Here is a 23,989-nt window from a genome sequence, read left to right as displayed (position 1 = left end):
TATGAAAATCAGTGAATCCTGGCTGCGCGAGTGGGTTAATCCAGTCATAGGTACCGATGAATTAGTTGCCCAGTTGACCATGGCTGGGCTTGAAGTGGATGCAGTTGAATCAGTTGCAGGCGATTTTACCGGCGTGATCGTCGGTGAGATTGTCGGCTGTGAGCAGCACCCGGATGCAGACAAGCTGCGTGTTTGCCAAGTGGCTGGTCTGCCTGATGGTCCCACGCAGGTGGTCTGCGGTGCGGCTAATGCGCGTGTTGGAATTAAAATCCCCTTTGCCACTATAGGTGCGCAATTGCCAGGCGACTTCCAGATCAAAAAGGCCAAGCTGCGCGGTGTTGAATCTTTTGGCATGCTCTGCGGCCAAACAGAATTGAAAGCCGGTGACGACGATACAGGTCTGTGGGAGTTGGCAGCTGACGCGCCTGTGGGTGCTAATTTGCGTGAGTACTTGAATCTCGATGACAAACTAATCGAGGTTGACTTGACTCCCAACCGCAGCGACTGTTTGAGTGTAAAAGGTATAGCGCGCGAAGTGGGTGTCTTGAATCGCGCCCCAGTGACTGCACCTGCTATTCCCGCTGTTGCAGCCTCGATTGCCGATGAATTCCCGGTGCATCTTGAAGCCGGTTCCGCTTGTAGTCGCTATGTGGGTCGCGTGATCCGCAATATTGATATCAGCCGCCCAAGCCCGGCATGGTTACAAGACAAATTAGTCCGTTCCGGCTTGCGTAGCATTGATGCGGTTGTGGATGTGACTAACTATGTGCTGCTTGAGTTAGGGCAGCCTATGCATGCGTTTGATCTGTCTAAACTGAGTAATGCAATTCATGTGCGTATGGCGCAACAGGGTGAGTTACTCCGCTTGCTGGATGGCCAGGAAATCAAACTCAATGCCGATACCATGGTAATTGCCGATCAACACAAGGCCTTGGCCGTTGCGGGCATTATGGGTGGTGAAGAAACTGCAGTAACTGAGGCAACGCGCGATATTTTCCTGGAAAGTGCGTTCTTTAATCCATTGGCGATTGCCGGTCGTGCCCGCTCATACGGTTTGCATACCGACTCATCCCATCGCTTTGAGCGAGGTGTAGATTACAGCTTGCAGTTGGATGCCATTGAGCGAGCTACTGCTCTGCTGCTGGAAATTGTCGGTGGTGAAGCCGGTCCGGTTGTTCATGTCACCAATGAACATTTGCCACAGGAGCGCCAAGTCAGCTTGCGTAAGGCGCGCATTGTCAGCGGTTTGAGTCTGGAAATGGCCGATGATGAAGTGGTCGATATCCTTGCGCGTTTGGGCTTGACGCTTTTATCGCAAAACCCGGAAGGTTGGGTGTTCTCTGTGCCCAGCTATCGCTTTGACATCTCCATCGAAGCTGATTTGCTTGAAGAGCTGGCGCGGGTGTACGGTTATAACCGCTTGCCCACTCGCAGCCTGGCGGCACCGCTCGATATAGAGCCGCATCCCGAGGCGAAAATGGGCTTGCCTGCGTTGCGTAATCAGCTGATCGCACGCGGTTATCAAGAGGCAATCACCTACAGCTTTATCGAGCCAAAATTATCGGCTCTGTTTGACCCCAATACTGCACCAGTTCTGCTGCGCAACCCTATCAGTGCCGATATGGCGGCCATGCGTACCAGTTTGATGCCGGGCTTGGTGAGTGTTTTGCGCAACAACCTGAACCGCCAACAAAATCGCGTGCGCTTGTTTGAGTCTGGCTTGCGCTTTGTTCCATCTGCCGATGGCCTTAAGCAAGAAGCCATGCTTGCCGGTCTTATTTACGGTAGTCGTGTGCCTGAGTCTTGGGCGAATGCTGCAGAAACTGTCGATTTCTTTGATCTCAAGGGCGACCTTGAATCACTTTTGGCCCTAACCGGTGATGAGTCTGCATTCACGATTAAGTCAGGTTCTCATTCGGCGCTGCATCCTGGCCAGACGGCCGATATTTATCGCGATGGCGAATGGCAGGGTGTTATAGGTGCGCTGCACCCCAGTTTGCTGCAACAGTTGGATATTCCTCAATCAGTTTATTTGTTTGAAGTGCGTCTCAGTTCATTGCTAAAAGCGCGAATTCCTGCCTTTACTCCTTTGTCAAAGTTCCCTGAAGTGCGCCGCGATTTGGCACTTTTGGTGGATCGCGATGTGGCTGCTCAGCAGCTGTTAAATGCGATTAAAGAACAGGCGGGAGACTACCTTATCGACTTAAAGGTATTTGACGTATATATGGGCAAAGGTATTGATCCACATAGAAAAAGTATTGCAATGGGGTTGACCTTTCAGCATCCTTCACGCACTCTTAATGAAGATGAGATCAACGCCTCCATTGACTCGATTGTTCAGTATCTGGGGGTGAATTTTTCCGCTACCCTCAGATAGGGAATAATAATTATGTCGGACGGCGCTCTGACCAAAGCTGATTTGGCCGAGAAACTTTATGAGGATCTCGGACTCAATAAACGGGAAGCCAAAGAACTGGTGGAACTCTTTTTTGAAGAGATCCGCCACGCTTTGGAAAATAATGAACAGGTCAAACTTTCAGGCTTCGGCAATTTTGAATTGCGCGACAAAAGTCAGCGTCCGGGGAGGAATCCCAAGACGGGTGAAGAAATTCCTATCAGCGCCCGGCGTGTGGTTACTTTCCGTCCAGGACAAAAACTTAAGGCACGAGTAGAAACATATGTTGGAACCGAGTCATAACGACGAACTTCCCGTAATTCCCGGTAAGCGTTATTTCACTATTGGTGAAGTCAGTGAATTGTGTGCGGTAAAGCCACATGTACTGCGCTATTGGGAGCAGGAGTTTCCGCAATTAAAGCCAGTTAAGCGCCGTGGGAATCGCCGTTATTATCAGCGTCAGGATGTGTTAACTATCCGCCAAATCCGCAGCCTCTTGTACGACCAAGGCTTTACTATTGGTGGTGCGCGCTTGCAGATGTCAAGCGAGAGTACACCGTCTGAATCGGGTCAGTTAAATCAATTGGTGGTGCGCATGATTGATGATTTGGAGCACTTGCTCGAGCTGCTGAAAATTAAATAAAGCGTACTTAAAGGCACTGCTTTTTGAGTATTTGTTTGTTAATTGAGCATCGGTGTTATTTCTTAATTCTTTGATTGCATTGACAATAAATTAAGGTATTATGCCCATCCCTCGCGATACAGGTGCTAAAGCTTGTGTTCGCAAAAAATATCGGAGCGTAGCGCAGTCAGGTAGCGCACTATACTGGGGGTGTAGGGGTCGTGGGTTCAAATCCCGCCGTTCCGACCATTTTTAATTAAGAATCAATAACTTAAAAGCCTGCTTTTTAGCAGGCTTTTTTGTATTTGTAATTTATGTTTGCGCTAAGGTTGTTTAATGTTCTTCTTGCTGTGGCAGTCGTTTGTGAAAGTGCTACCATGCATCTTTATTTTTGCTTTCCATCCCTAGTGTTTTTTCCAAGCCGAGACAATAAATAGAGGTATCCTCGTGGCAAAACAACTCATGATTTATGACAACATTCAACCACTGTCATCCGATGTTCATCGCAATTGGTCTGTTCAGGTTGATAACTACGCGTTTGTATCGCATATGATTTCTGCGCCCTTGTTGGCCACAGAGATTCCATTTGCTGCAAGTGAATTTCCCATTGTGTTTTCTGCAACGGCAAACGAGGGTGAATATATTCCCTTGGCGATTATGGGTTTGAAGGAGGGCGAAAACCTTTCTTTGGATGAAAACTTCCAGTTCACCTCGCGTTATATTCCTGCTTTTATTCGTCGTTATCCGTTTGTGTTGGGTGGTGATAAAAACGCCGATACTATGGCATTGTGTATTGACGCCGATAGCCAAACTGTATTGAAAGATGGCAGTAAAGGGCGTCGTTTGTTTGAGGAAAATGGTGAGCAATCAGCTCATTTAAAAGAAGTGGTAGAGTTTTTGAAGGATTATCAATATCGCGCTGAAATGACGAAAGTGTTTTGTAAACGTCTGCATGAGCTTGATTTACTGGAGCCTATGCAGGCAAACATTACATTTAAAGGGCGCGAAGAGTCTAATATGAATTTGATGGGCTTTTACGTAGTGAAGCGTGAAAAGCTGAAGGCTTTGGGTGATGCAGAAGCGTTGGATTTATTCAAAAAAGACGGTTTGGAATTGATTTATAGCCATATGCAGTCACTGGCCAATTTGAATCACCTGATCAGTAAAAAATCAGCCAAGTTGGGTGCGGTAAGCTAAGCAGTTATATTGCCTATTGGTAGTGTCAGAGCCGGGATCAGTCATGATCCCGGCTTTTTTCATTTGGGGGAAATGAAATCGTTTGGCGCTTTGGTCTGTGATTTAACGAGTGTTGCGTTGGCGAGCGACCAGCTGTTTAACTTTGCGTTCTGCGCTTGAAAAGGCATCACGCACTGCAACGTGGATGGATTCGTCATTCTGAGTGATGGCCATTGGGTGGCCTACTATATCCAGTTCAATAGAGGCTCGGAATTGTTTACCTTTGTGCTTGTGGTGATGGGGGGTGTCAAGAACTACGCGGCTATGAACAATTTGGTCGGTGTAACGGCTGAGCTTTTCAAGCTTCTTGGTGATGATGTCATTTAGAGCGGAAAATGTAACTGAAGAATCCAAATCACGATATACAACGTCGACAGCAGGTTTCATCGTAAGGCTCCTTAACGTTTATGTTAGGGGGCAGGGGTTCTGCGTTGAGTCCCGCGAACAATCCCGACCCTCCCTATCTATATTGATGATCTTCCGACGAATAGCAAGTTTTTGTTTAAACTTCTTAATAACATTTCGATCTTTGTTTAAAAGCTAATGATCTTAGCAGCGATAAGCATGTCAGTTTTTGCCACCTCAGCTTTGTTTTACCTCGGCGCCTCTTGGCTATCTTTTCTGCTGTTTATTGTCTATTGGTGAGGTGTTGATATTTGGTTGAAGAATTATTTTTTTGAATTTTCCTTGAAATGATTTTGTATGGCCCTATCTCATTTGTGTGATGGCTCGGTAGAGGATCACGAAATGTAAATGACTTGATCGATAAGATAAGTCCAACTCTTTATATTGCTCAAATGAGGATATTGACTATGCGTAATTTTGATTTCACTCCACTTTATCGTTCTGCCATTGGTTTTGATCGTATGGCTAATTTGCTAGATAGCCTATCTCGCGCAGAACAGAATCAACCCAGTTATCCGCCTTATAACATTGAACTGACGGGCGAAGATAAATACCGAATTACTATGGCTGTTGCCGGTTTTGATCAGTCTGAATTAAATATTGAGGTGAATCAAAATAATTTAACGGTTTCAGCAAACAAGGTTGCTGATGAGCAGCAGCGCACTTACTTGCATCAAGGTATAGCGGCGCGTAGTTTTGAGCGGCGCTTTCAGTTGGCTGATCATGTGCAAGTTAAATCGGCCAATTATGAAAGTGGATTGCTGCATATAGATTTGCAGCGCGTGATTCCAGAATCGATGAAACCACGCACTATTCCAATTGGTGTGCAAACCGCAGATAAGTTAACGGTTGTGTCTGCCGGTGCAGATGCGGCATAAGACAGCGTAATATATGCCTTCAAAATAACCCCGGTATCATTGATGCTGGGGTTATTTTTTACAATTAATGCAAAAAATCAGGTGCTGAATAACTTTGCGCGCACTGTATCCCGGTAGGCATTGGGTGTGGTCGCTAATTTTTTCTTAAAAAGAATGGTGAAGTAACCTGTGTCTTGATAGCCCACCTTGTCGGCAATTTCGTTAATCGACAAATTACTGGTTTTTAATAAATCCTTAGCGATGTTGATGCGAATTTCTTGTAAATAATCTAGCGGTGTTTGCCCTAGTGCATTTTTGAAACGACGATTTAGCGTGCGTACACTCATGCCAAAACGCAGGGCGACTTGTGGAAATAAAATCTCGCGCTGGTAATTGTCCTGTAGCCAGATTTGTATTTGGGTAATGTCTTCATCTGGGTGTCGATTTTCTTGTGCTTCAAAAAAACCTCTTGTCTCATAAGCCTGACGAATTTCGTGGGAGAAATGCCGCTCTACATGGCTGGCAATTTTTTTACCAAAAAAACGCTGGATAAAATGCACGGTTAAATCGGCCAGTGAGTTGACGCTTGCCGCACAATAAAGATTGCCTGCTTGGGTGATGAAATATTGGCGTTTCAGTTGTACGGCTGCATAGTCTTTTTGAAATTGATCAAAGTAGTGCCAGTGAGTTGTTGCTGCTTTGCCATCTAATAATCCTGCCTCTGCCAGAAAACAAACGCCCGTGCCGACAGCGCTAATAATTGCTCCGTTTTGGTGTTGCTCGCGTAGCCACTCCAATGTTTCGCTATGTTGTTGTACGGCTGGGCGGGGGTTGCGCCACAAGCCTGGAATGTAAATCAAATCGCTGGCGGGTTTGCTGGCGATGGTTAGATCGGGCTGCCACAAAAGTCCGGTGCGGCTGGTGACGGGGGTAAGGTCTAGGCTGATGGTTTTGATATCGAGAGGGCGCTGCTGATCTTTGGGTAGCATGCTGGTCACGGCGCTTTCAGCTGCGAGTAGCATTTCCATTGGCAGGGTGCTACTGGTGGCGAGCATGCGCTCGCAGAGCAGAAAGTGAATGCGGATTGGCGGGTTTTTGCTCATTGAGTGGTCGCGTGGTGTGAGTGAGTCTGTTGTGGCCAATTTACCATCAATAATGACCAAATTAACAGGGACATTCGGATTTAATACTCTTACACTTTATCGAGTTTTTAACCTTGCGAATCTTGGGAGTTGTTATGTCTGTTGCGCGTTTGCCGGTGATTGTGGGCTTTGGTGGGTTCAGTGCAGCGGGTCGCAGTTCCGGTCATCATGCTTATCGTCGCATGGTAATTGAAAGTCTGCAGCCATCAGATCGGCAGGAGACGTTGGCCGGATTGGCGGTCATGATGGGCTTGGTTAGATTTGACGATAACAGCTACCGCGACGCAGAAGGTGCGGCTCTTAGCCTCGCGGATTTGGAAATCCGTTTTGGTGAGCAAATATTAAATGGCACCTTGATACGTCGAATCGATAAAGAGTTTTTTGATGTAGACGCTGCGCACTGGCAAAAGTCGGCCACCTTGGGTGCAGGTGATTCACCTCTGGTGGTGGAGATGCGTAAGCGCGATTTGCCTGAACCTGTGCCTGCTGATTGGCAAGTGGAATCTATCGACGATGATCGCGTTCGCGTCACTGCGGCATCTGGGCTTGAAGTTAAGTTCGATAGTTATCGCGATCTGCCGGTAAAGTCAGCCGGACAGCTGCCGCAGGGTTTTAATCCGGGTGCGCTGTATAACTCGCACTATCATCCTCGCGCCTTGCAGTTGGCGGTAATTGGTGCGTCTGATGCAATTCAATCTACCGGGTTGGTGTGGCAGACAGTAATGAGTGCGATTAAGCCTGATCAGGTTGGAGTGTATGCCAGTAATGTGATGAGCCAGATGGATGAAAATGGGTTTGGTGGTTTGCTGCAATCGCGCCTTAAGGGCTCGCGGGTTAGCGCCAAGCAGTGTCCGTTGGGTTTGAATACCATGCCAGCAGATTTTGTGAATGCTTATCTTTTGGGGAGTGTTGGTCAAACGGGCGCAATCACCGGTGCTTGTGCATCATTCCTCTATAACTTGCAGGCCGCGGCGGATGACATAGCATCCGGCAAATGTCGTGTTGCGGTAGTGGGCTGCGCAGAGGCGCCAATCGTTCCGGAGATTATCGATGGTTATGCGACTATGGGTGCGCTTGCCAGTGAAGATAAGCTGAAAAAGCTGGATGGAGCCGAAGAGGCTGACCTGCGCCGTAGCAGTCGTCCGTTTGGTGAAAATGCTGGTTTTACTATGGCTGAGGCCAGTCAATATGTAGTGTTGATGGATGATGCTTTGGCTATCGAGCTGGGTGCTGATGTTCACGGCGCGGTAGGTGATGTATTTATCAACGCCGACGGTTTTAAAAAGTCGATTTCAGCTCCAGGCCCGGGAAATTACATCACCATGGCAAAAGCTGTGGCTTCGGCGCGTGCCATTTTGGGTGATGAATCTATTCGGCTGCGTTCGATGGTGCAGGCGCACGGCTCCAGTACACCGCAAAATCGGGTGACCGAATCGCAAATTTTTGATCAGATTGCACAGGTGTTTAATATCACCAGTTGGCCAGTGTCTGCAGTCAAAGCCTACGTAGGCCATTCCTTGTCGGCTGCCAGTGGCGAGCAGTTGATTGCCAGCCTCGGTATTTTCAAATACGGTTTGATTCCCGGCATTAAAACCATCGACAAGGTCGCCGATGATGTTTTTGCTGAGCGTTTGCAGATTTCCACAAAGGATGAAAAGTGCAGTCAGCCTTTGGATGTTGCCTTCCTTAACTCGAAAGGGTTTGGTGGCAACAATGCAACAGCCAGTATTTTTGCGCCTCATGTTGTGGAGTCTATGCTGGCGCGCCGTTATGGTGATGCAATATTTAATCGCTACAAAGATAAACGCGAGCAGGTGCGTGCGGTATCGTCGGCCTATGATCAGGCTGCTTTGCAGGGCAGTTTTGCGACCATTTATCACTTTGGTGAAGGGTTGATTGATGAAGCTCTAATTAAAGTGGATCAAGAGCGTCTGAGTTTGCCTGGGTTTGCGCAGGCGATTGATCTCACCTTTGGTAACCGTTTTGCGGACATGTGTGACTAGATATTGTGGTAAAAAATACCTCACCCCATAGGTAAGGTGGTGAGGTTATCTTACTTAATAATTTATTAGCCTATACAAAGCCCAATCTTTCCCTTAAAATGCCGCGCCTTTCGCATAGCTTATTGTGCGACTAACGATTTTTTAACCTGAAAGTCGATTTTTAACTGGGAAGGCTCGCTTTCCCCCATAAGTAAATACAGGAAGAAGACCTCAATGGTAACTATTCGTCTGTCACGTGGTGGCTCTAAAAAGCGCCCGTTTTATCATCTGACCGTAACCAACAGCCGCAGCGCCCGTAACGGCCGCTTCATCGAGCGTATTGGTTTCTTCAACCCAGTTGCTCGTGGTCAAGAAGAGCGTCTGCGTGTTGATGCTGACCGTTTGGCTCATTGGGTTGGTCAAGGTGCACAGTTGTCTGAGCGCGTTGAACAACTGGTTAAAGAAAGCAAAAAAGCGGCTTAATAGCCTCGCTAAATAAATAGTCGAAGGCGCCTGATGTCTGCGGAATCCAATTTAGTTAATGTCGGGCGAATTACCGCTGTTTATGGTGTAAAGGGTTGGGTGAAAGTCCACTCTTACACCGAGCCGCAAGAAAATTTATTTGAGTACCATCCTTGGTGGTTAAAAACCAAGCATGGCGTCAAAAAAATTGAGATAGATGAGGCGCGTCCTCATGGCGATGCATTTGTTGCCCATATTGTCGGTGTTGATGACCGCGATTTGGCTGCGCAATACACCGCTGCAGATATAGCCGTTGAGCGCGATTTATTGCCTGAATTGGATGATGGTGAATATTACTGGAGTCAGCTTGAAGGCTTGGTGGTGTTTACTCAGTTTGATGGTGAGCGTAAGCGTCTCGGGGTAATCTCCAAATTGATGGAAACCGGTGCAAACGACGTTCTCGTCGTAACGGCGGATGCAGAAAGTATCGATCAGCGTGAGCGCTTGATACCTTATGTGCCTGAGCAGTTTGTGCTGGCTGTTGATCTCGAAGCTGGTGAAATGCTGGTTGATTGGGATCCCGAGTTTTAAGCTTTATAAATTAAAAGTTTAGAGCTCAACTTTATTTTGGCGTAAACGCTGTGAGGCGAGAGGAGTAATCGTCAATTGCTTAAAATTGCGGTTGTTTCTATTTTTCCTGACATGTTTAACGGAATTGCCGGCTTTGGGATAACCAGTCGTGCGATTAAACAAGGTCTGGTGGAGTTAAAAGTCATAACACCACGGGATTTTGCCCATGATCGCCACTCAACAGTAGATGATCGCCCTTTCGGCGGTGGTCCTGGAATGGTGATGATGGTGCAGCCGTTGCGCGATGCCATCGCAGCAGCAAAGGCTTGGGCAGGTGATGATGCTAAAGTCATTTACCTGTCGCCCCAAGGCAGAACATTGGATCAGTCCGGTGTTGCTGAATTGGCAAGCTACAGCAATATGGTATTGGTGGCGGGTCGTTACGAAGGTATCGACGAGCGATTAATACAAACGGTTATCGATGAAGAATGGTCCATCGGTGACTATGTGTTAAGTGGCGGTGAGCTGCCAGCGATGGTGCTGATCGACGCGGTAACACGGTTGATTCCGGGTGCTCTTGGGCATGCGCAATCGGCAGAGCAAGATTCATTTACAGATGGATTATTAGATTGCCCTCATTACACCCGTCCTGAAGAATTTGAAGGAATGCGTGTACCGGAGGTGTTGGTATCTGGTAATCATGAACTGATTCGGCGCTGGCGCTTGAAACAAGCGTTAGGGCGAACTTGGCTGAAAAGGCCTGATTTATTGCACGCAATAAATTTAACCGAGGAGCAGCAAAAGCTGTTGACGGAATATCGTCGTGACCTTGATACGACAAACTCTAGCTGTGAAGCTATAGACTCTTAGGAGAATATCAATGAGTAACCCAATTATTCAGGCGTTGGAAAACGAGCAACTGAAAGCAAACCTTACTGAATTTTCACCAGGCGACACCGTTGTTGTAAACGTGAAAGTTAAAGAAGGCGATCGTGAGCGTGTACAGGCTTATGAAGGCGTTGTAATCGCTATTCGTAATCGCGGCCTTAACTCTGCATTCACTGTGCGTAAAATTTCTCACGGTGTAGGCGTTGAGCGTACTTTCCAAACTCACAGCCCTATGATCGACAGCGTATCGCTGAAGCGTCGTGGTGATGTGCGTCAAGCTAAACTTTACTACCTGCGTGACCTTACTGGTAAGGCAGCTCGTATTAAAGAGAAGCTGGTATAAGATCAAATCGATATTCATATCGATTTTCAGAAGGCCGAAGTGGGAAACCGCTTCGGCTTTTTGCTTTTCTTTGCCTTGCTTTTTGATTGCCTTACTAAGGGCGAGTGGTTACAGTCGGTTTTTCGCTTTTGGTTTGGATTATGGTTGCTGCTAAGTCGTTGGAATTAACTCCGGTACTTGCAGATACGCAGCTTATTGCTGAGTATTTGGATGCGATTTGGATGGAAAAAGGGCTAAGCGACAATACTCAGGAATCCTACCGGCGTGATCTGGAGCAATTTGCCCTCTGGTTAAATCAGCAGGGGCAGCAGTTAATTGGGGTTGATGCAGCGTTGGTGCAAGAATATTTGGAGGTGCGCCTGCAGCAAAAACTGTCGAGCCGCACATCGGCTCGCTTTCTCTCCTGTGTTCGCGGTTTTTATCGCTATTTGTTGCGTGAGGGTCGAATTAGCGAAAATCCTGTCGCTTTGGTCGATAATCCGAAATTATCACGTCCTTTGCCGAAATCTTTAAGCGAAAGCGATGTCGAAGCTTTGCTCGCCGCGCCAGATTTATCCGACCCAATCGGGTTGCGTGATCGAACCATGCTAGAGGTGCTTTATGCCTGTGGTTTGCGTGTCACTGAGTTGGTGGAATTGACTATGCCGCAAGTTAACTTGCGCCAGAATGTGGTGCGGGTAATGGGCAAAGGCAGTAAAGAGCGTTTAATTCCTATGGGAGAGGAGGCTGCAGCATGGTTGGTGCGATATTTACGCGAAGCGCGACCTGTGTTGCTGAATAATATGCCGGATGAGGTAGTATTTCCTAGCACGCGTGCCCAGCCGATGACTCGTCAGACCTTCTGGTATCGCATCAAGCATTGGGCGATGGTGGCTGGCATCAAAAAAGAATTGTCGCCGCATACTGTGCGTCACGCCTTTGCGACCCATTTATTGAATCACGGTGCCGATTTGCGTGTGGTACAGTTGCTGTTAGGGCACAGCGATTTATCGACGACACAAATTTACACCCATGTTGCTAAGCTGCGCATGAAGCAACAGCACGCGCAGCATCATCCGCGCGGTTAAGTTGGCTATCAAGAATTTATAAACCTGTAAGAGATATGATTATGATAAAAACATTAAAAACGCTTGGCTTTGCTGCTGTAGCGGGCTTCTCTTTGTCTGCTTTTATGGCAGTTCCGATGGCCTCTGCGCAGAGTGAATTGCTCAAGCGTAAAACGGTTGAAGAGACAATTTTGGAAAATCTGCACAAGGCGCGTCCAGATATTAATTTTGGCCAGCCTCGCCCTTCAATGATTAAAGGTTTGTATCAGGTGCAGGTTCCCGGCGGTCCAGTTTTATATGTAACTCCGGAAGGCGATAAATTTATTGCTGGTGAAATCTTCGGCATCGATAGTAATGGCTTCGCTAAAATCGAAGATCCTTATGTTATCGAAGAGCGAAAGAAAGCGCTGGCTGGCCTTGATAGTAAAAAAAGCATCAACTTTAAACCAAAAGGCAAAGCCAAGGCCGTAGTTTATGTGTTTACTGATGTGGATTGCGGTTATTGCCGTAAGCTTCACAGTCAAATGCATGCCTATAACGAAGGTGGTCAGCAAAAACCTGGCTATAACGATCTGGGTATTGAGATTCGCTATTTGGCGTACCCGCGTGCCGGCATCCCCAGCCCTTCGGCTGATAAGTTGATTTCAGCTTGGTGTGCAAAAGATAAGCAGGGCGCTTTGACTAAATTAAAAGTGGATGAGTCCATCCCAAGCGCAACCTGTGACAACCCGGTTGCAGCCCAATTCCAATTGGGTGGTCAATTAGGCGTGAATGGCACGCCCGCATTATTCTTGCCTGATGGCAAATTAGTACCTGGCTATACCCCGCCAGAAGAACTGGCAAAAACTCTGGGTATTTAATGAGTGATCCTGCTTGAAAGCAGCATTGTTACTATATTGAGCAGCTGCTCCAAAGCGCAATTGACACTGACGGCCACCATGAGTATGGTGGCCGTCTTTTTTGGTATTGGCGTAAATTTCACTAGCATTTGACGAGGAATCCACCTTGAATCCGGTAAGAATTGGTATCTGCGGTCTGGGCACCGTGGGCAGCGGTACAGTTAATATTCTCACGCGCAACAAGGCGCTGATTGATGCCCGCGCCGGATGTGACATTACCATCGTGCAGATTGGTGCTCGTCGCGATAATCCTAACTGTGATACGTCGAGCTTCAACGTAACACGCGATGTGTTTGATGTTGCCAACAACCCCGACGTCGACGTGCTGGTTGAGGTGATGGGCGGTACTACTGTAGCCAAAGATCTGATTCTCAAGGCCATCGAAAACGGTAAACACATCATCACCGCTAATAAGGCGCTGATTGCCCATCATGGCAATGAAATTTTTGCAGCAGCAAAAGCCAAAGGTGTGACTGTCGCATTTGAAGCGGCCGTTGCAGGCGGTATTCCCATTATTAAAGCTATCCGCGAAGGTTTAGCTGCAAATAAAATCGAATGGCTTGCTGGAATCATCAACGGCACCGGCAACTTTATTTTGACCGAAATGCGCGATAAAGGCCGTTCATTTGAAGATGTATTGGCCGAAGCACAAGCTTTGGGTTACGCCGAAGCTGATCCGACTTTTGATGTGGAAGGTATAGATGCTGCACATAAGCTAGTGATTTTGGCCTCGCTGGCGTTTGGTATTCCGTTGGAAATTAATAAAGTATTTACTGAAGGCATAACTAAAATCGCCACGGAAGATGTGGTCTATGCCGAAGAATTGGGTTATCGCATTAAAAATCTGGGTATCGCACGTCGTACTGAAGCGGGCATTGAGTTGCGTGTACACCCGACATTAATCCCAGCCAAACGTTTGATCGCCAATGTTGATGGTGTGATGAACGCAGTATTGGTAAAAGGTGACGCTGTGGGCGCCACTATGTATTACGGTGCCGGCGCCGGTGCCGAGCCAACCGGTTCATCGATTGTGGGCGATATAGTTGATGTCGCGCGTACATTGACTGCTGCACCTGAGCATCGTGTTCCCTATTTAGGTTTCGGCACTGACTTTGTGACCGAGCAGCCGATCATGTCCATTGACGATGTGGAAACCGCTAACTATCTGCGCATGTCAGCGCAAGATAAACCCGGTGTACTCTCCAAGATCGCTACCATTCTCAGCGATGCGGGCATCAGTATCGAAGCGATGATTCAGAAAGAAGCAAAAGAAGGCGAGCTCACCGTGCCGCTGATTCTGCTCACTAACAAAGTACAAGAAAAGAAACTGGCTGCTGCGATTCGCGGTATTGAGTCGCTCTACGCAATTGCCGGGCCGGTGCAACGTATTCGCGTTGAAGCATTGAAATAAGCGAAATTAAAAATTTTGAAAGGTTAGCTACTGTGAAATACATCAGCACTCGCGGCCAAGCGCCCGCACTCAGTTTTGAAGAAGTGGTACTGACTGGTTTAGCCCCAGATGGCGGTCTGTACGTACCAGAAACTCTGCCTAAATTCAGCAAAGAAGAAATCGCCTCTTGGGCTGGCCTGTCCTATCAAGAGCTCGCATTTAATGTAATGAAACCTTTTGTTGCCGGTGCGGTTAGCGACGAAGAATTCAAACAAATTATTGCCGAGTCCTACGCAACTTTCCGTCACGATGCGATTGCGCCCTTGGTGCAGACCGGTCACAACGAGTGGATATTGGAATTATTCCAAGGGCCAACTCTCGCGTTTAAAGATTTCGCATTGCAGTTTTTAGGTCACTTGCTCGATCACTTGCTGAAAAAACGCAATCAAAAAGTTGTGGTGATGGGTGCTACTTCAGGTGATACAGGTTCTGCCGCAATTGAAGGTTGCCGTCGCTGCGATAACATCGATATTTTTATCATGCACCCGAATAATCGTGTATCCAATGTGCAGCGTCGTCAGATGACGACTGTACTTGCGCCGAATGTATTTAATATCGCACTCGAAGGTAACTTCGATGATTGTCAGAACATGGTGAAAGCCAGTTTTGGCGATCAGTCTTTCCTGCCGGAAGGTCGTCAGTTGGTTGCAGTTAACTCAATCAACTGGGCGCGTATCATGGCGCAAATCGTTTATTACTTTTACGCCGGTTTGGCATTGGGTGCGCCTCATCGCCCCGTTGCGTTTTCAGTTCCCACCGGTAACTTTGGCGATATTTTTGCCGGTTACCTGGCTAAACAAATGGGCTTGCCGATTGATCAGTTGGTGATTGCGACTAACAGCAATGACATTTTGCATCGCTGCATCAGCAGTAATGACCACAGCAAGAATCAATTGCAACACACCTTGTCGCCCAGTATGGACATTATGGTATCGAGCAACTTCGAACGTATGTTGTTTGATTTGTACGACCGCGATGGCAATGCGATTCGTCAGTTGATGGAAGATTTTAAATCCGGCAGCATGACCTTAAAAGAATCTGCATTAGTTCGCGCGCGTGAATTATTTACCAGTCACGGTGTGAGCGATGAAGTCACAATTGATGTGATTCGCTCGGTGTTTGATCGCACCGAATACCTACTCGACCCACACACCGCCATTGGTGTGGATGCCGCGCGCAAAACCCGTCGCCGTCAGGATATCCCCATGGTGGTCTTGGCAACTGCACATCCGGCCAAATTCCCGGAAGCCGTGCGTAAAGCAGGGCAGGATGCCGACCCGGCTTTGCCACATCACATGCAGGATTTGTTCGAGCGTGAAGAGCGTTTCACTGTACTCCCGCAAGATCTGGCCAAAGTGCAGCAATTTGTTGCGGCCAATGTGCGCAAGTAATCGCTAGGTTTTGTGTTCACAAAGCGCCGCATTGGTTTACTAATGCGGCGTTTTTATTTCTGCCGCAATTTTTTCTTTAGAATCTGATTTATGCAAAAAACTATACGCCGCCGCAATCCAGTTCAGCCAGTTGAATTTAAAACTGCCATTCATCCGCTTCTGCAGCGCATTTACAGCGCGCGTGGTGTGCAGCATGAGCGCGAGTTGCAATATCAATTGGCGAATTTGCATAAGCCGAACTTTAAAGGATTGCAGGATGCCGTTAGCTTGTTGGCGGATGCCGTGGTTGCGCAGGCAAAAATTATTATTGTGGGTGACTTCGATGCGGACGGTGCAACCAGCAGTGCATTAGCCGTACTGGCGCTGCGGGCGATGGGTTTGCCGCATGTCGATTTTTTGGTGCCGAATCGCTTTGAATATGGTTATGGTTTAACGCCGGAAATTGTTGCCGTCGCCGCTGCACAACAGCCAGATATTATTATCACGGTTGATAATGGCATCTCCAGTATTGAAGGTGTTGAAGCTGCGCGCAAGTTGGGTATCGCAGTGGTTGTTACCGATCACCATTTGCCCGGCGCGCAGTTGCCGAATGCCGATGCGATTGTGAATCCCAATCAACCCGGTTGTGAATTTCCCAGTAAAAATTTGGCCGGCGTCGGTGTCATTTTTTATGTGATGAATGCCTTGCGCGCCGAGTTGCGCCAAATGGGTTGGTTTGAAGAGAGCGGTATTGCAGAGCCCAATATGGCGAGCTTTTTGGATTTGGTGGCGCTCGGTACAGTGGCCGATGTGGTGCCGCTGGATTACAACAATCGTATTTTAGTCGCGCAGGGGTTACAGCGTATTCGTGCCGGTGTGTGTCGCCCCGGTATTAAAGCCATGCTGGAAGTGTCTGGCAAACAGGCGAACAAATTGGTGGCGAGTGATTTTGGTTTTGCGCTAGGCCCGCGTTTGAATGCGGCAGGGCGCTTGGATGATATGTCGCTCGGCATTCAGTGTTTAATGTGCGAGAGCGAAAATCTCGCGCGCGAAATGGCAGCGCAGCTCGATGAATTGAATCGCGATCGCAAAGCCATTGAAACCGGCATGCAGCAAGAGGCGATGACCATGCTGCAAAAAACGGTGCAGGCGGATGCAGAAAGTTTGCCTTGGGGTTTGTGTTTGTTTGATGAAACCTGGCATCAAGGTGTGATTGGTATTTTGGCGTCGCGCATTAAAGATAAATACCATCGCCCGACGATTGTATTTGCCGATGCTGGTGAAGGTGATATTAAAGGCTCTGCGCGCTCGGTGCCCGGTTTTCATATACGCGATGCGCTGGATGCAGTCGCAGCGCGTCACCCGGAGTTGCTGCAAAAATTTGGCGGTCATGCCATGGCGGCCGGTATGAGTTTAACCCGCGAAAATTTTCCAGCATTTGCACAAGCGTTTGATGATGAGGTGCGTCGGCAGCTAAGCGCCGATGATTTACAAGCGGTGGTGGTGAGTGACGGCGAACTGACTGCGCAAGAGTTTTCACTGCAAATTGCCACGCAATTGCGCGAAGCTGGCCCTTGGGGGCAACATTTTCCCGAGCCGATTTTTGATGGTGAGTTTTATCTGGTGCAACAAAAACTGGTGGGAGAAAAACATTTAAAAATGACGCTTGCCCATGATGCACAAGGGCAGAATTTGGTGGATGCCATTGCGTTTAATATAGATCCAGCGATTTGGCCTAATCCGCAAGCCCAAAAAATTCGCGTAGCCTATAAATTGGATATCAACGAATTTCGCGGCAATACAACAGTGCAATTGTTGGTGGATTATTTGGAATTAGCAGCGCACTAAGGCTGCTAATTCAGTTAATTTTTTATCTTGCCAGGATTTTTTCCAATTCAGGCAATACATTGCTGACAATGATCGGTTGCGCCTCAGCGGTGGGGTGAATGCCATCTCGCTGCACTAGTGCTTCATTGCCGCCAATCCCCTCCAATAAAAAGGGAATTAATTCCAAATCGTTCTTTTTGGCGAGTTTTCCGTAAAGATCTTTAAATTGATTGCTATAGCGTGCGCCATAATTCGGTGGAATCTGCATTCCTGCGAGCAATACTTTTGCATTGGCTTTTTTGCTTGCATCTATCATCGCCTGCAAGTTTTTTTCCAAGAGTTTCAGCGGTTGGCCGCGCAGGCCATCGTTGCCACCTAATTCTACAATAACAATATTCGGTTGATGTTCTGCGAGCAGTGCGGGCAGGCGAGTATTGCCGCCAGAGCTGGTTTCGCCGCTGACACTTGCATTAATGATCTGAACTGCATATTTTTTCGTTAACGCTTGTTCCAGCAGATTTACCCAGCCTTGTTGAATATCAATGCCATAAGCGGCGCTCAAGCTGTCACCCATCACCAGTATTTTTGTTGCATGTGCCGGTGCGTTTTGCGCATAGGTGAGACTGGTGACAATTGTCAGGAGTAAAAACAGGTAAATCTTTAGTTTGTGCATGGTTATCAAAATCCTATGCCAATAGAATGAATCATTCGTATTTTATTAACGTGCTCGTTTATTAAAGGTTACTCAATTATGTCTGCTGTTGCTATGGTTCAAGCGAATTCAGTTACCAAACAGGTTAATACGCAAGAAGGTACCTTAACAATTCTTCACCCAATTTCAATGCGAGTGATGGCCGGTGAGTCACTGGCGATCACCGGTGCATCCGGTTCAGGAAAATCCACGTTATTGGGCATTCTCGCTGGTTTGGATGTGCCCAGTACCGGCGAGGTCATCCTCAATGGCAACAACCTCTCGCAATTAGACGAGGAAGGGCGCGCAAAAGTTCGCGCTGGCAACGTAGGATTTATTTTTCAATCATTCCAGTTGTTGCCTGGGCTAAGCGCCCACGAAAATGTGATGTTGCCGTTGGAGCTGCGTGGTGATAAAGCGGCGAGCAACAAAGCGCGGGAGTTTTTGGAGCGTGTGGGTTTAGCACAACGCTTGCATCATTATCCGCAACAACTATCTGGTGGTGAGCAGCAGCGTGTGGCTATCGCGCGCGCGTTCGCCAGTGAGCCCAAAGTCTTATTTGCCGATGAGCCGACAGGCAATCTCGATAGCACCACAGGTGCACGTATTATTGAATTGTTATTCGAGTTAAATCGCGCGCAGGGTACAACCTTGATTTTAATTACCCATGAAGAGCGTTTGTCACAGTTGTGTCAGCATCGAATGGAATTAGCAGCGGGCGCTATAGTGTCTGGGCGGGAGTAATTAATATGATGTTGGCGATTAATTTATTAAGGCGCAATTGGCGCAGCGGCGAATTAAAATTATTGGGTTTTTCATTGTTGCTAGCGGTTGCGGTATTGAGCGGTATTTCTATTTTTACTGATCGCTTGGAAGCAACATTAATTAGCGAAAGTAATAGCGTGCTGGGTGCAGATTATATAGTACGAGGTTCCCAACCCCACAACTCGGATTGGCCAAGCGCTGCAGAAAAAGACAATATTCAACAGACGCAAGCGGCACTGTTTGCCTCTATGGTGTTCGCCGGCGATGAAATGCATCTCGCGTCAGTTAAGGCCGTTGACGCGGGTTACCCCTTGCGCGGGCAATTTGAGATTAGTCGTGTGCCCTTTGCAATGGATCTTGCTGATATCGAAATTGCTAAAACAATTCCAGCGCCCGGCGAAGCTTGGGTTGATTCACGTTTATTGCCGCTACTAAAAATTCAATTGGGCGATAAGGTTGCTGTAGGTGAATACGAGTTAACCGTGACTCATGTATTGATTCGTGAACCCGATAGCGCTAATCCGTTTAGCATGACCGGTGCGCGTCTGATCATGAATATTGCCGATCTTGTCAAAACCCAGGTGGTGCAACCGGGCAGTCGAGTGGATTATCAATGGTTAATTGCATCGGACAACAATAGCCAATTAAAACGTTTTGTCGAACAACTAAAGCCGCAACTGAGTAAGCATCAGCGTTTAATTGATATAGAGTCCGCGCAAGAGCGAGTAGGGCGCACCCTAAAAACCAGCAGACAATTTTTATTGCTGTCAGCAGTGATTGCGGTGTTGTTGGCAGGTGTGGCGATTGCAATCACCGCGCGGCAATTTTCCGCGCGCCATACCGATCAAGTCGCCTTAATGAAAAGCCTCGGTGCAGGTGCTGTACAAATTCGCACACTCTATTTTGCACAGTTAATTTTCTTGGGTGTCATTGCATCGCTAATAGGATTGGGGTTTGGTGAATTACTACAGCGCACGGTAGCCACCAGTTTGCAGCAGGTTTATCAGATACGCCTAGGCACTGCCAGTTTTTATCCCTATGGTTTAAGTTTTTTTAGTGGGCTGATGTGTTTGGTATTTTTTGCTTTACCTGCGCTCTGGCATTTACCTACAGTGCCGCCACTCAAAATTTTGCGCCGTGAGTTGGCAGTGAATATGCCACAAGTATGGCAACAAGCGGCGTTGGCTTTGTTTGCCGTATTAACACTGGTGATATTGTTTAGTCGCGATCTGGAACTGGCATTAAGTATTAGCGGGGCATTGTTGGCTGTTATTTTTGTAACGATTATCGCTGCCTATGGATTGTTGTCGCTCAGTAAAAAAATGGTGTTGCGGTTGGGTGGTTTTTGGCGCTTGGCATTTGCTAACTTGCAGCGTCAGCGCGGCCAAAGCCTGATCCAGATTTTGGTCTTTTCCATTGCGATTATGTTGCTGTTTACACTCACCATCGTGCGCACATCCTTAATTGAAGAGTGGCGAGTGCAAGTGCCTGATGATGCCCCCAATCATTTCTTGGTGAATATTCCCCCAGCAGAATTGCCGCAGGTGCAGCAGCTACTTGAGCAAGCTAAGGTGCGCCCTGAGCCGCTGTATCCCATGATGCGCGCACGCCTGACGCATATTAATGATGTAGAAACAACAGAGGAACAGCGCTCACTGAGCAATGCACTGCGGCGTGAATTAAATGTGACCTGGGCTGATACGCTGGCGGCGGACAATAAAATTCTTGAAGGTCTCTGGTGGGATAAGTGGCAGCGCAGCGCAGCGAATTTGCCGGGCGTATCAGTCGAGGTAAACACGGCAACAGAAATCGGATTAAAACTTGGCGATAAACTTCAATTTTCCTTTGGTGGTTTATTGTTAGAGGCCGAAGTTGCCAGCTTTCGCAGCCTTGATTGGCGTAGTATGCGGCCCAATTTCTTTTTTATTTTTGAGCCAGGTTCGCTGGATGCCTACTCACCCACCTTTATCACTAGTATTTATTTACCGGCGCAGCAAAAATCTTTTATCAACGAATTGTTATTAGATCATCCCACTATTTTAGTAATGGAACTAGACCGGATTATTGAGCAGATACGCAGCATCGTGAATCAAGTCAGCGATGGTGTGTTGTTGGTACTATGGCTGACATTGATTGGCGGCTGTTTGGTGTTGTTAGCCGCGGTAATGGGCAGTATTGCCGCACGTAAACAGCAGGCTGGTTTGCTGCGCGCACTCGGTAGTCCGCGCCGGTTGATTGTGGGCAGTATTTGCGCAGAGTTTGCCATACTGGGTTTTCTGGCCGGATTGATTGCAATTATCGGGACAGAAATTTTACTCATCAGTCTGCAAAAATTTGTCCTGCAAACCCCGATACAACCGCATTATATTTATTGGCTGTTATCGCCTTTGAGCGGCGCCGTTTTTGTTTCTGCGCTAGGCTATATCTGTTGTCGTCACACGGTCACAACACCACCAGCGGTTGTCTTGCGCGAAGCCGCATAATTCCCTCTGTACAGCCAGATCAAGCGGAGTATGCTTCGCTTGATCATTTTATTGCTCGACAGGCGCTCCTATTATTACTCGACAAAAGTCTCTATGAAATCTGCACCTAAACAAGTGCCGCAGAGCCGCGTGCTCGAAAAAGGCCTTTGGGGCATGAGTCGCCCTATGTTTCTCGATCAGGCAGTGACTTATACCATTCCATTAGTGGATATGTATTTTCTCAGCCGTATATCCGATAGCGCCGCTGCTGCGGTTGGTGCTATTACACCTTTGGTTTTTGTTGCTAATGCGTTTTTAATTGTAAGCGCATTTGCCGGTGCGAGTATTGCGAGCCAGCGTATTGGTGCCAATGATTATCAGCGCGGCAATGCCACTATCGCTGCCTATACAATATTTGTTGTGGTGCTGGCGTTGATTGCAGCGCTTACATTAAATCACGGTGGCCCTTGGGTCGCATCGGCCATGTCCCTAGGCGTTGACGTAGAGCAGCATGCGCGAACCTATTTATCGATTATTGGTTGGATGGTGGCGCTCTGGGGTTGCCGGGTAATCTATCAAACCATACTCAATATTTACGGAGAACCGCAGTGGAATACCTACAGTAATCTTGTTTTATTTTCGGTGAATCTGCTTGGAAACTTTATTGCAGTTTATGGATTTATGGGTATTCCCCCATCCGGGGTCTTGGGTGTTGCTATAGCGAGTATTGTTGCTGCGGGTGTCAGTTTATTATTTGTGATGTTAGTAGTGCATGTAAAGTTGCGTATTCATATTCCACTGCGCGAAGGCTGGCGAAATTTTTCAGTGTTAATTGCTCCGGTGGTGATGATTGCCGCACCATCTATTCTTGAACCTATGTCATTTCAAGCTTATATGATTGCACTTAATTGGATTGCGGCTGAGGTGGGTGATCTTGCCTTAAAAGTAAAAGTTTATGCCTACAATACTTTTTTATTCTGCTTGATGATTTCAATTGCCTTGGCAATGGCTACAGAAGCCATCATTGCGCAGCGGGTTGGGCGACAAGAATTTGAATTAATTAATAGGCAACTCAAGCAGACTCTAAAAATTTCTTTGATCGGCACAACTGCACTGGCATTTGTCTGGTTGCTTTTTAATAAGTCCATACTGCAAATATTCAGCGATGACCCAGAGGTAATTGCGATCGGTTTATGGGCATTTTTATTGAGTTTTTTAGCTGAGCCATGGCGCACAGTGAATATTACTATTGGTAGTGCGTTGCGCTGCACGGGTGATGCTGCGTTCACCTCTATTTCCAGTATCGTGGTGATTTGGCTATTCTCTGTGCCGCTTGCTTATGTGTTGGCTGTACCCTGCGAACTAGGTTTGTATGGATTGTTAATTGCTGCAGTATTAGATGAGTTTATTCGCGCATTGATTAAATACTGGCGCTGGAAGAATGGCAATTGGCAGTATTTGGGAGTGGCAGCGCGAGAGCGAGGCGCAGCATGATCAGATATATAGTTGAATGATCATGCTGCGATTGAATCATTAAACAATACCGAGAATAAATAAAACACTGGATATTGAAAATAGAATTGAAAGCGCTTTGCCTATGTTGGCCATGCGTGTTGCACCAATTCGTTCAAAGCTTAATATGCTGATCGCGTAGAGTCCACAGAAGGTCACAAGGATCGGCACTATATAACGGAAATCAATATTAGCGGGAAAGGTCATACGCATATAAGTCACCCCTGCCCACAAGAAAAACCCTGAGAGTAGTATGGGAGCCATGCGTTTAAAATCTTCTTTCGCCATATAGTAAATCCCGCAGATCATGTAGATGAACATAAGTACCGCAAGAAAACTGGTCGATACGGCGGTATTTACTGACATCAGACTCGGGTATTTAAATTCACCAAACAAGCCAGTTTTGCCTAGATAATTCCAGAAAAATTGGCGACCCATACGGTCATCATAAGGGTCGGTAAAGGGTTCGGTAATAAAAATTTTCACATCAAACCAAAAATAATTCGTTGCTGTATTACCCACCAAATTTGCTTGTGACAGGCCATCAATATTGTCGATATATAATTTGTCTCGTTTACCTTGGATTTTTAACATCAGGCCAGGGCCTACGGTAATAGCTACGGCAAGCAACATGACTACACAGGGCACAATTGCCATTTTGAAATAAGTGACCCATTGCTTGGTGCTGATCATTTTGTACAAGCCAATAACACCGAGTACGGCTATTAATATCTCACCGTTTGCTTTAGTGATAATGGCGGCAGCACCGACCAAGCTGGCGATCATCAGGTCACGTTTTTGATCGTGCCTATACCAGCGGACAATAAAATAAAGGCTGGCAGTAAATAGACAATACAACATCGGATCGTTGCCGATACGTACCGAGTGAATGATCGCGACAGGCCAGAACGCAAAGAGAGCGCCAATAATCCAAAGTAAGCTATCGTCTTTGAATGATTTGCATAAACGCGCGATAAAGCCAGGCTGTTCTTGTGCTTCTTGTGCTTCTTGTGCTTCTTGTGCTTCTTGTGCTTCTTGTGCTTCTTGTGCTTCTTGTGCTTCTTG

The 23,989-nt window shown here is 47.2% G+C and carries 22 protein-coding genes and 1 tRNA gene; 19 read left to right on the top strand and 4 right to left on the bottom strand.

Annotated features, from left to right (window positions below; genetic code table 11):
• The first annotated feature begins 1 nt into the window (after nt 1).
• The 5 genes from pheT to AWU77_RS12780 all read left to right on the top strand — a co-directional run bounded on the left by pheT (nt 2) and on the right by AWU77_RS12780 (nt 4,214).
• Entirely contained in the window at nt 2-2,377 is a 2,376-nt protein-coding gene (gene pheT, locus AWU77_RS12800; protein ID WP_062064024.1) for a phenylalanine--tRNA ligase subunit beta, read from the top strand.
• A gap of 12 nt (nt 2,378-2,389) precedes the next feature.
• Nucleotides 2,390-2,698, top strand: a complete 309-nt coding sequence (gene ihfA / locus AWU77_RS12795; protein ID WP_049629182.1) for an integration host factor subunit alpha — start codon at nt 2,390-2,392, stop codon at nt 2,696-2,698.
• Nucleotides 2,679-3,038 carry a MerR family transcriptional regulator gene (locus AWU77_RS12790; RefSeq protein WP_062064022.1) on the top strand — a complete coding sequence of 120 codons (360 nt, stop codon included), beginning with the start codon at nt 2,679-2,681 and terminating at the stop codon, nt 3,036-3,038. The genes ihfA and AWU77_RS12790 overlap by 20 nt, the downstream gene beginning before the upstream one ends.
• Nucleotides 3,039-3,189: 151 nt before the next feature.
• Nucleotides 3,190-3,266 (top strand) — tRNA-Pro (locus tag AWU77_RS12785).
• Between the two features lie 198 nt (nt 3,267-3,464).
• A complete protein-coding gene (locus AWU77_RS12780) occupies nt 3,465-4,214 on the top strand; it encodes a SapC family protein (protein ID WP_062064020.1) in 750 nt (249 codons plus the stop codon).
• A 102-nt stretch (nt 4,215-4,316) separates the two neighbouring features.
• Here AWU77_RS12780 and AWU77_RS12775 read toward each other — a convergent pair whose 3' ends face one another.
• On the bottom strand, nt 4,317-4,640 hold the full coding sequence (locus AWU77_RS12775) for an HPF/RaiA family ribosome-associated protein (protein WP_062064018.1): 324 nt from the start codon (nt 4,638-4,640) through the stop codon (nt 4,317-4,319).
• Nucleotides 4,641-5,065: 425 nt separating this feature from the next.
• On the opposite strand from AWU77_RS12775, the gene AWU77_RS12770 reads away from it, so the two are divergent.
• Nucleotides 5,066-5,536: an Hsp20 family protein gene (locus AWU77_RS12770; protein WP_062064016.1), complete on the top strand. Its 471-nt coding sequence runs from the start codon at nt 5,066-5,068 to the stop codon at nt 5,534-5,536.
• Nucleotides 5,537-5,613: 77 nt separating this feature from the next.
• On the opposite strand, the gene AWU77_RS12765 is transcribed toward AWU77_RS12770, so the two are convergent.
• A complete protein-coding gene (locus AWU77_RS12765; RefSeq protein WP_062064014.1) occupies nt 5,614-6,618 on the bottom strand; it encodes a GlxA family transcriptional regulator in 1,005 nt (334 codons plus the stop codon).
• Between the two features lie 134 nt (nt 6,619-6,752).
• Between AWU77_RS12765 and AWU77_RS12760 the strand changes: the two genes are divergently transcribed.
• From AWU77_RS12760 to recJ, 10 genes are all read left to right on the top strand, one after another.
• Nucleotides 6,753-8,660, top strand: a complete 1,908-nt coding sequence (locus tag AWU77_RS12760) for a beta-ketoacyl synthase (RefSeq protein ID WP_062064012.1) — start codon at nt 6,753-6,755, stop codon at nt 8,658-8,660.
• Between the two features lie 213 nt (nt 8,661-8,873).
• Nucleotides 8,874-9,122 carry a 30S ribosomal protein S16 gene (gene rpsP, locus AWU77_RS12755; RefSeq protein ID WP_062064010.1) on the top strand — a complete coding sequence of 83 codons (249 nt, stop codon included), beginning with the start codon at nt 8,874-8,876 and terminating at the stop codon, nt 9,120-9,122.
• Nucleotides 9,123-9,155: 33 nt separating this feature from the next.
• Nucleotides 9,156-9,692: a ribosome maturation factor RimM gene (rimM, locus tag AWU77_RS12750; RefSeq protein ID WP_084618355.1), complete on the top strand. Its 537-nt coding sequence runs from the start codon at nt 9,156-9,158 to the stop codon at nt 9,690-9,692.
• Nucleotides 9,693-9,767: 75 nt separating this feature from the next.
• Entirely contained in the window at nt 9,768-10,541 is a 774-nt protein-coding gene (gene trmD, locus AWU77_RS12745; protein ID WP_202966656.1) for a tRNA (guanosine(37)-N1)-methyltransferase TrmD, read from the top strand.
• 10 nt (nt 10,542-10,551) lie between these two features.
• Nucleotides 10,552-10,902 carry a 50S ribosomal protein L19 gene (rplS, locus tag AWU77_RS12740; RefSeq protein ID WP_062064006.1) on the top strand — a complete coding sequence of 117 codons (351 nt, stop codon included), beginning with the start codon at nt 10,552-10,554 and terminating at the stop codon, nt 10,900-10,902.
• A 140-nt stretch (nt 10,903-11,042) separates the two neighbouring features.
• Complete coding sequence (xerD, locus tag AWU77_RS12735) at nt 11,043-11,969, top strand: site-specific tyrosine recombinase XerD (RefSeq protein ID WP_062064004.1); 927 nt, start codon at nt 11,043-11,045, stop codon at nt 11,967-11,969.
• Between the two features lie 41 nt (nt 11,970-12,010).
• On the top strand, nt 12,011-12,808 hold the full coding sequence (locus tag AWU77_RS12730; protein ID WP_062064002.1) for a DsbC family protein: 798 nt from the start codon (nt 12,011-12,013) through the stop codon (nt 12,806-12,808).
• A gap of 145 nt (nt 12,809-12,953) precedes the next feature.
• Nucleotides 12,954-14,258, top strand: coding sequence for a homoserine dehydrogenase (locus tag AWU77_RS12725; protein ID WP_062064000.1), 1,305 nt, complete (start codon nt 12,954-12,956; stop codon nt 14,256-14,258).
• A 32-nt stretch (nt 14,259-14,290) separates the two neighbouring features.
• Nucleotides 14,291-15,688: a threonine synthase gene (gene thrC, locus AWU77_RS12720; protein WP_062063998.1), complete on the top strand. Its 1,398-nt coding sequence runs from the start codon at nt 14,291-14,293 to the stop codon at nt 15,686-15,688.
• 90 nt (nt 15,689-15,778) lie between these two features.
• Complete coding sequence (recJ, locus tag AWU77_RS12715) at nt 15,779-17,515, top strand: single-stranded-DNA-specific exonuclease RecJ (protein WP_062063996.1); 1,737 nt, start codon at nt 15,779-15,781, stop codon at nt 17,513-17,515.
• A 22-nt stretch (nt 17,516-17,537) separates the two neighbouring features.
• On the opposite strand, the gene AWU77_RS12710 is transcribed toward recJ, so the two are convergent.
• On the bottom strand, nt 17,538-18,167 hold the full coding sequence (locus AWU77_RS12710; RefSeq protein WP_062063994.1) for an arylesterase: 630 nt from the start codon (nt 18,165-18,167) through the stop codon (nt 17,538-17,540).
• Nucleotides 18,168-18,245: 78 nt separating this feature from the next.
• Between AWU77_RS12710 and AWU77_RS12705 the strand changes: the two genes are divergently transcribed.
• The 3 genes from AWU77_RS12705 (at nt 18,246) to AWU77_RS12695 (ending at nt 22,906) form a co-directional block, all read left to right on the top strand.
• Nucleotides 18,246-18,929 (top strand): ABC transporter ATP-binding protein, encoded by a 684-nt coding sequence (locus AWU77_RS12705; protein ID WP_062063992.1) that lies wholly within the window; start codon nt 18,246-18,248, stop codon nt 18,927-18,929.
• A gap of 5 nt (nt 18,930-18,934) precedes the next feature.
• Nucleotides 18,935-21,433, top strand: coding sequence for an ABC transporter permease (locus AWU77_RS12700; protein ID WP_084618353.1), 2,499 nt, complete (start codon nt 18,935-18,937; stop codon nt 21,431-21,433).
• A gap of 93 nt (nt 21,434-21,526) precedes the next feature.
• Nucleotides 21,527-22,906 (top strand): MATE family efflux transporter, encoded by a 1,380-nt coding sequence (locus tag AWU77_RS12695; RefSeq protein WP_062063990.1) that lies wholly within the window; start codon nt 21,527-21,529, stop codon nt 22,904-22,906.
• Nucleotides 22,907-22,945: 39 nt separating this feature from the next.
• Here AWU77_RS12695 and AWU77_RS20495 read toward each other — a convergent pair.
• A partial coding sequence (locus AWU77_RS20495) for a hypothetical protein (protein ID WP_193747534.1) occupies nt 22,946-23,989 on the bottom strand: 1,044 nt, incomplete at its 5' end.

This window comes from Cellvibrio sp. OA-2007 (assembly GCF_000953825.1).
Taxonomy (GTDB): Bacteria; Pseudomonadota; Gammaproteobacteria; order Pseudomonadales; family Cellvibrionaceae; genus Cellvibrio.
The sequence above is the reverse complement of the archived record's forward strand: the minus strand, read 5'-3'. Positions and strand labels throughout refer to the sequence as shown.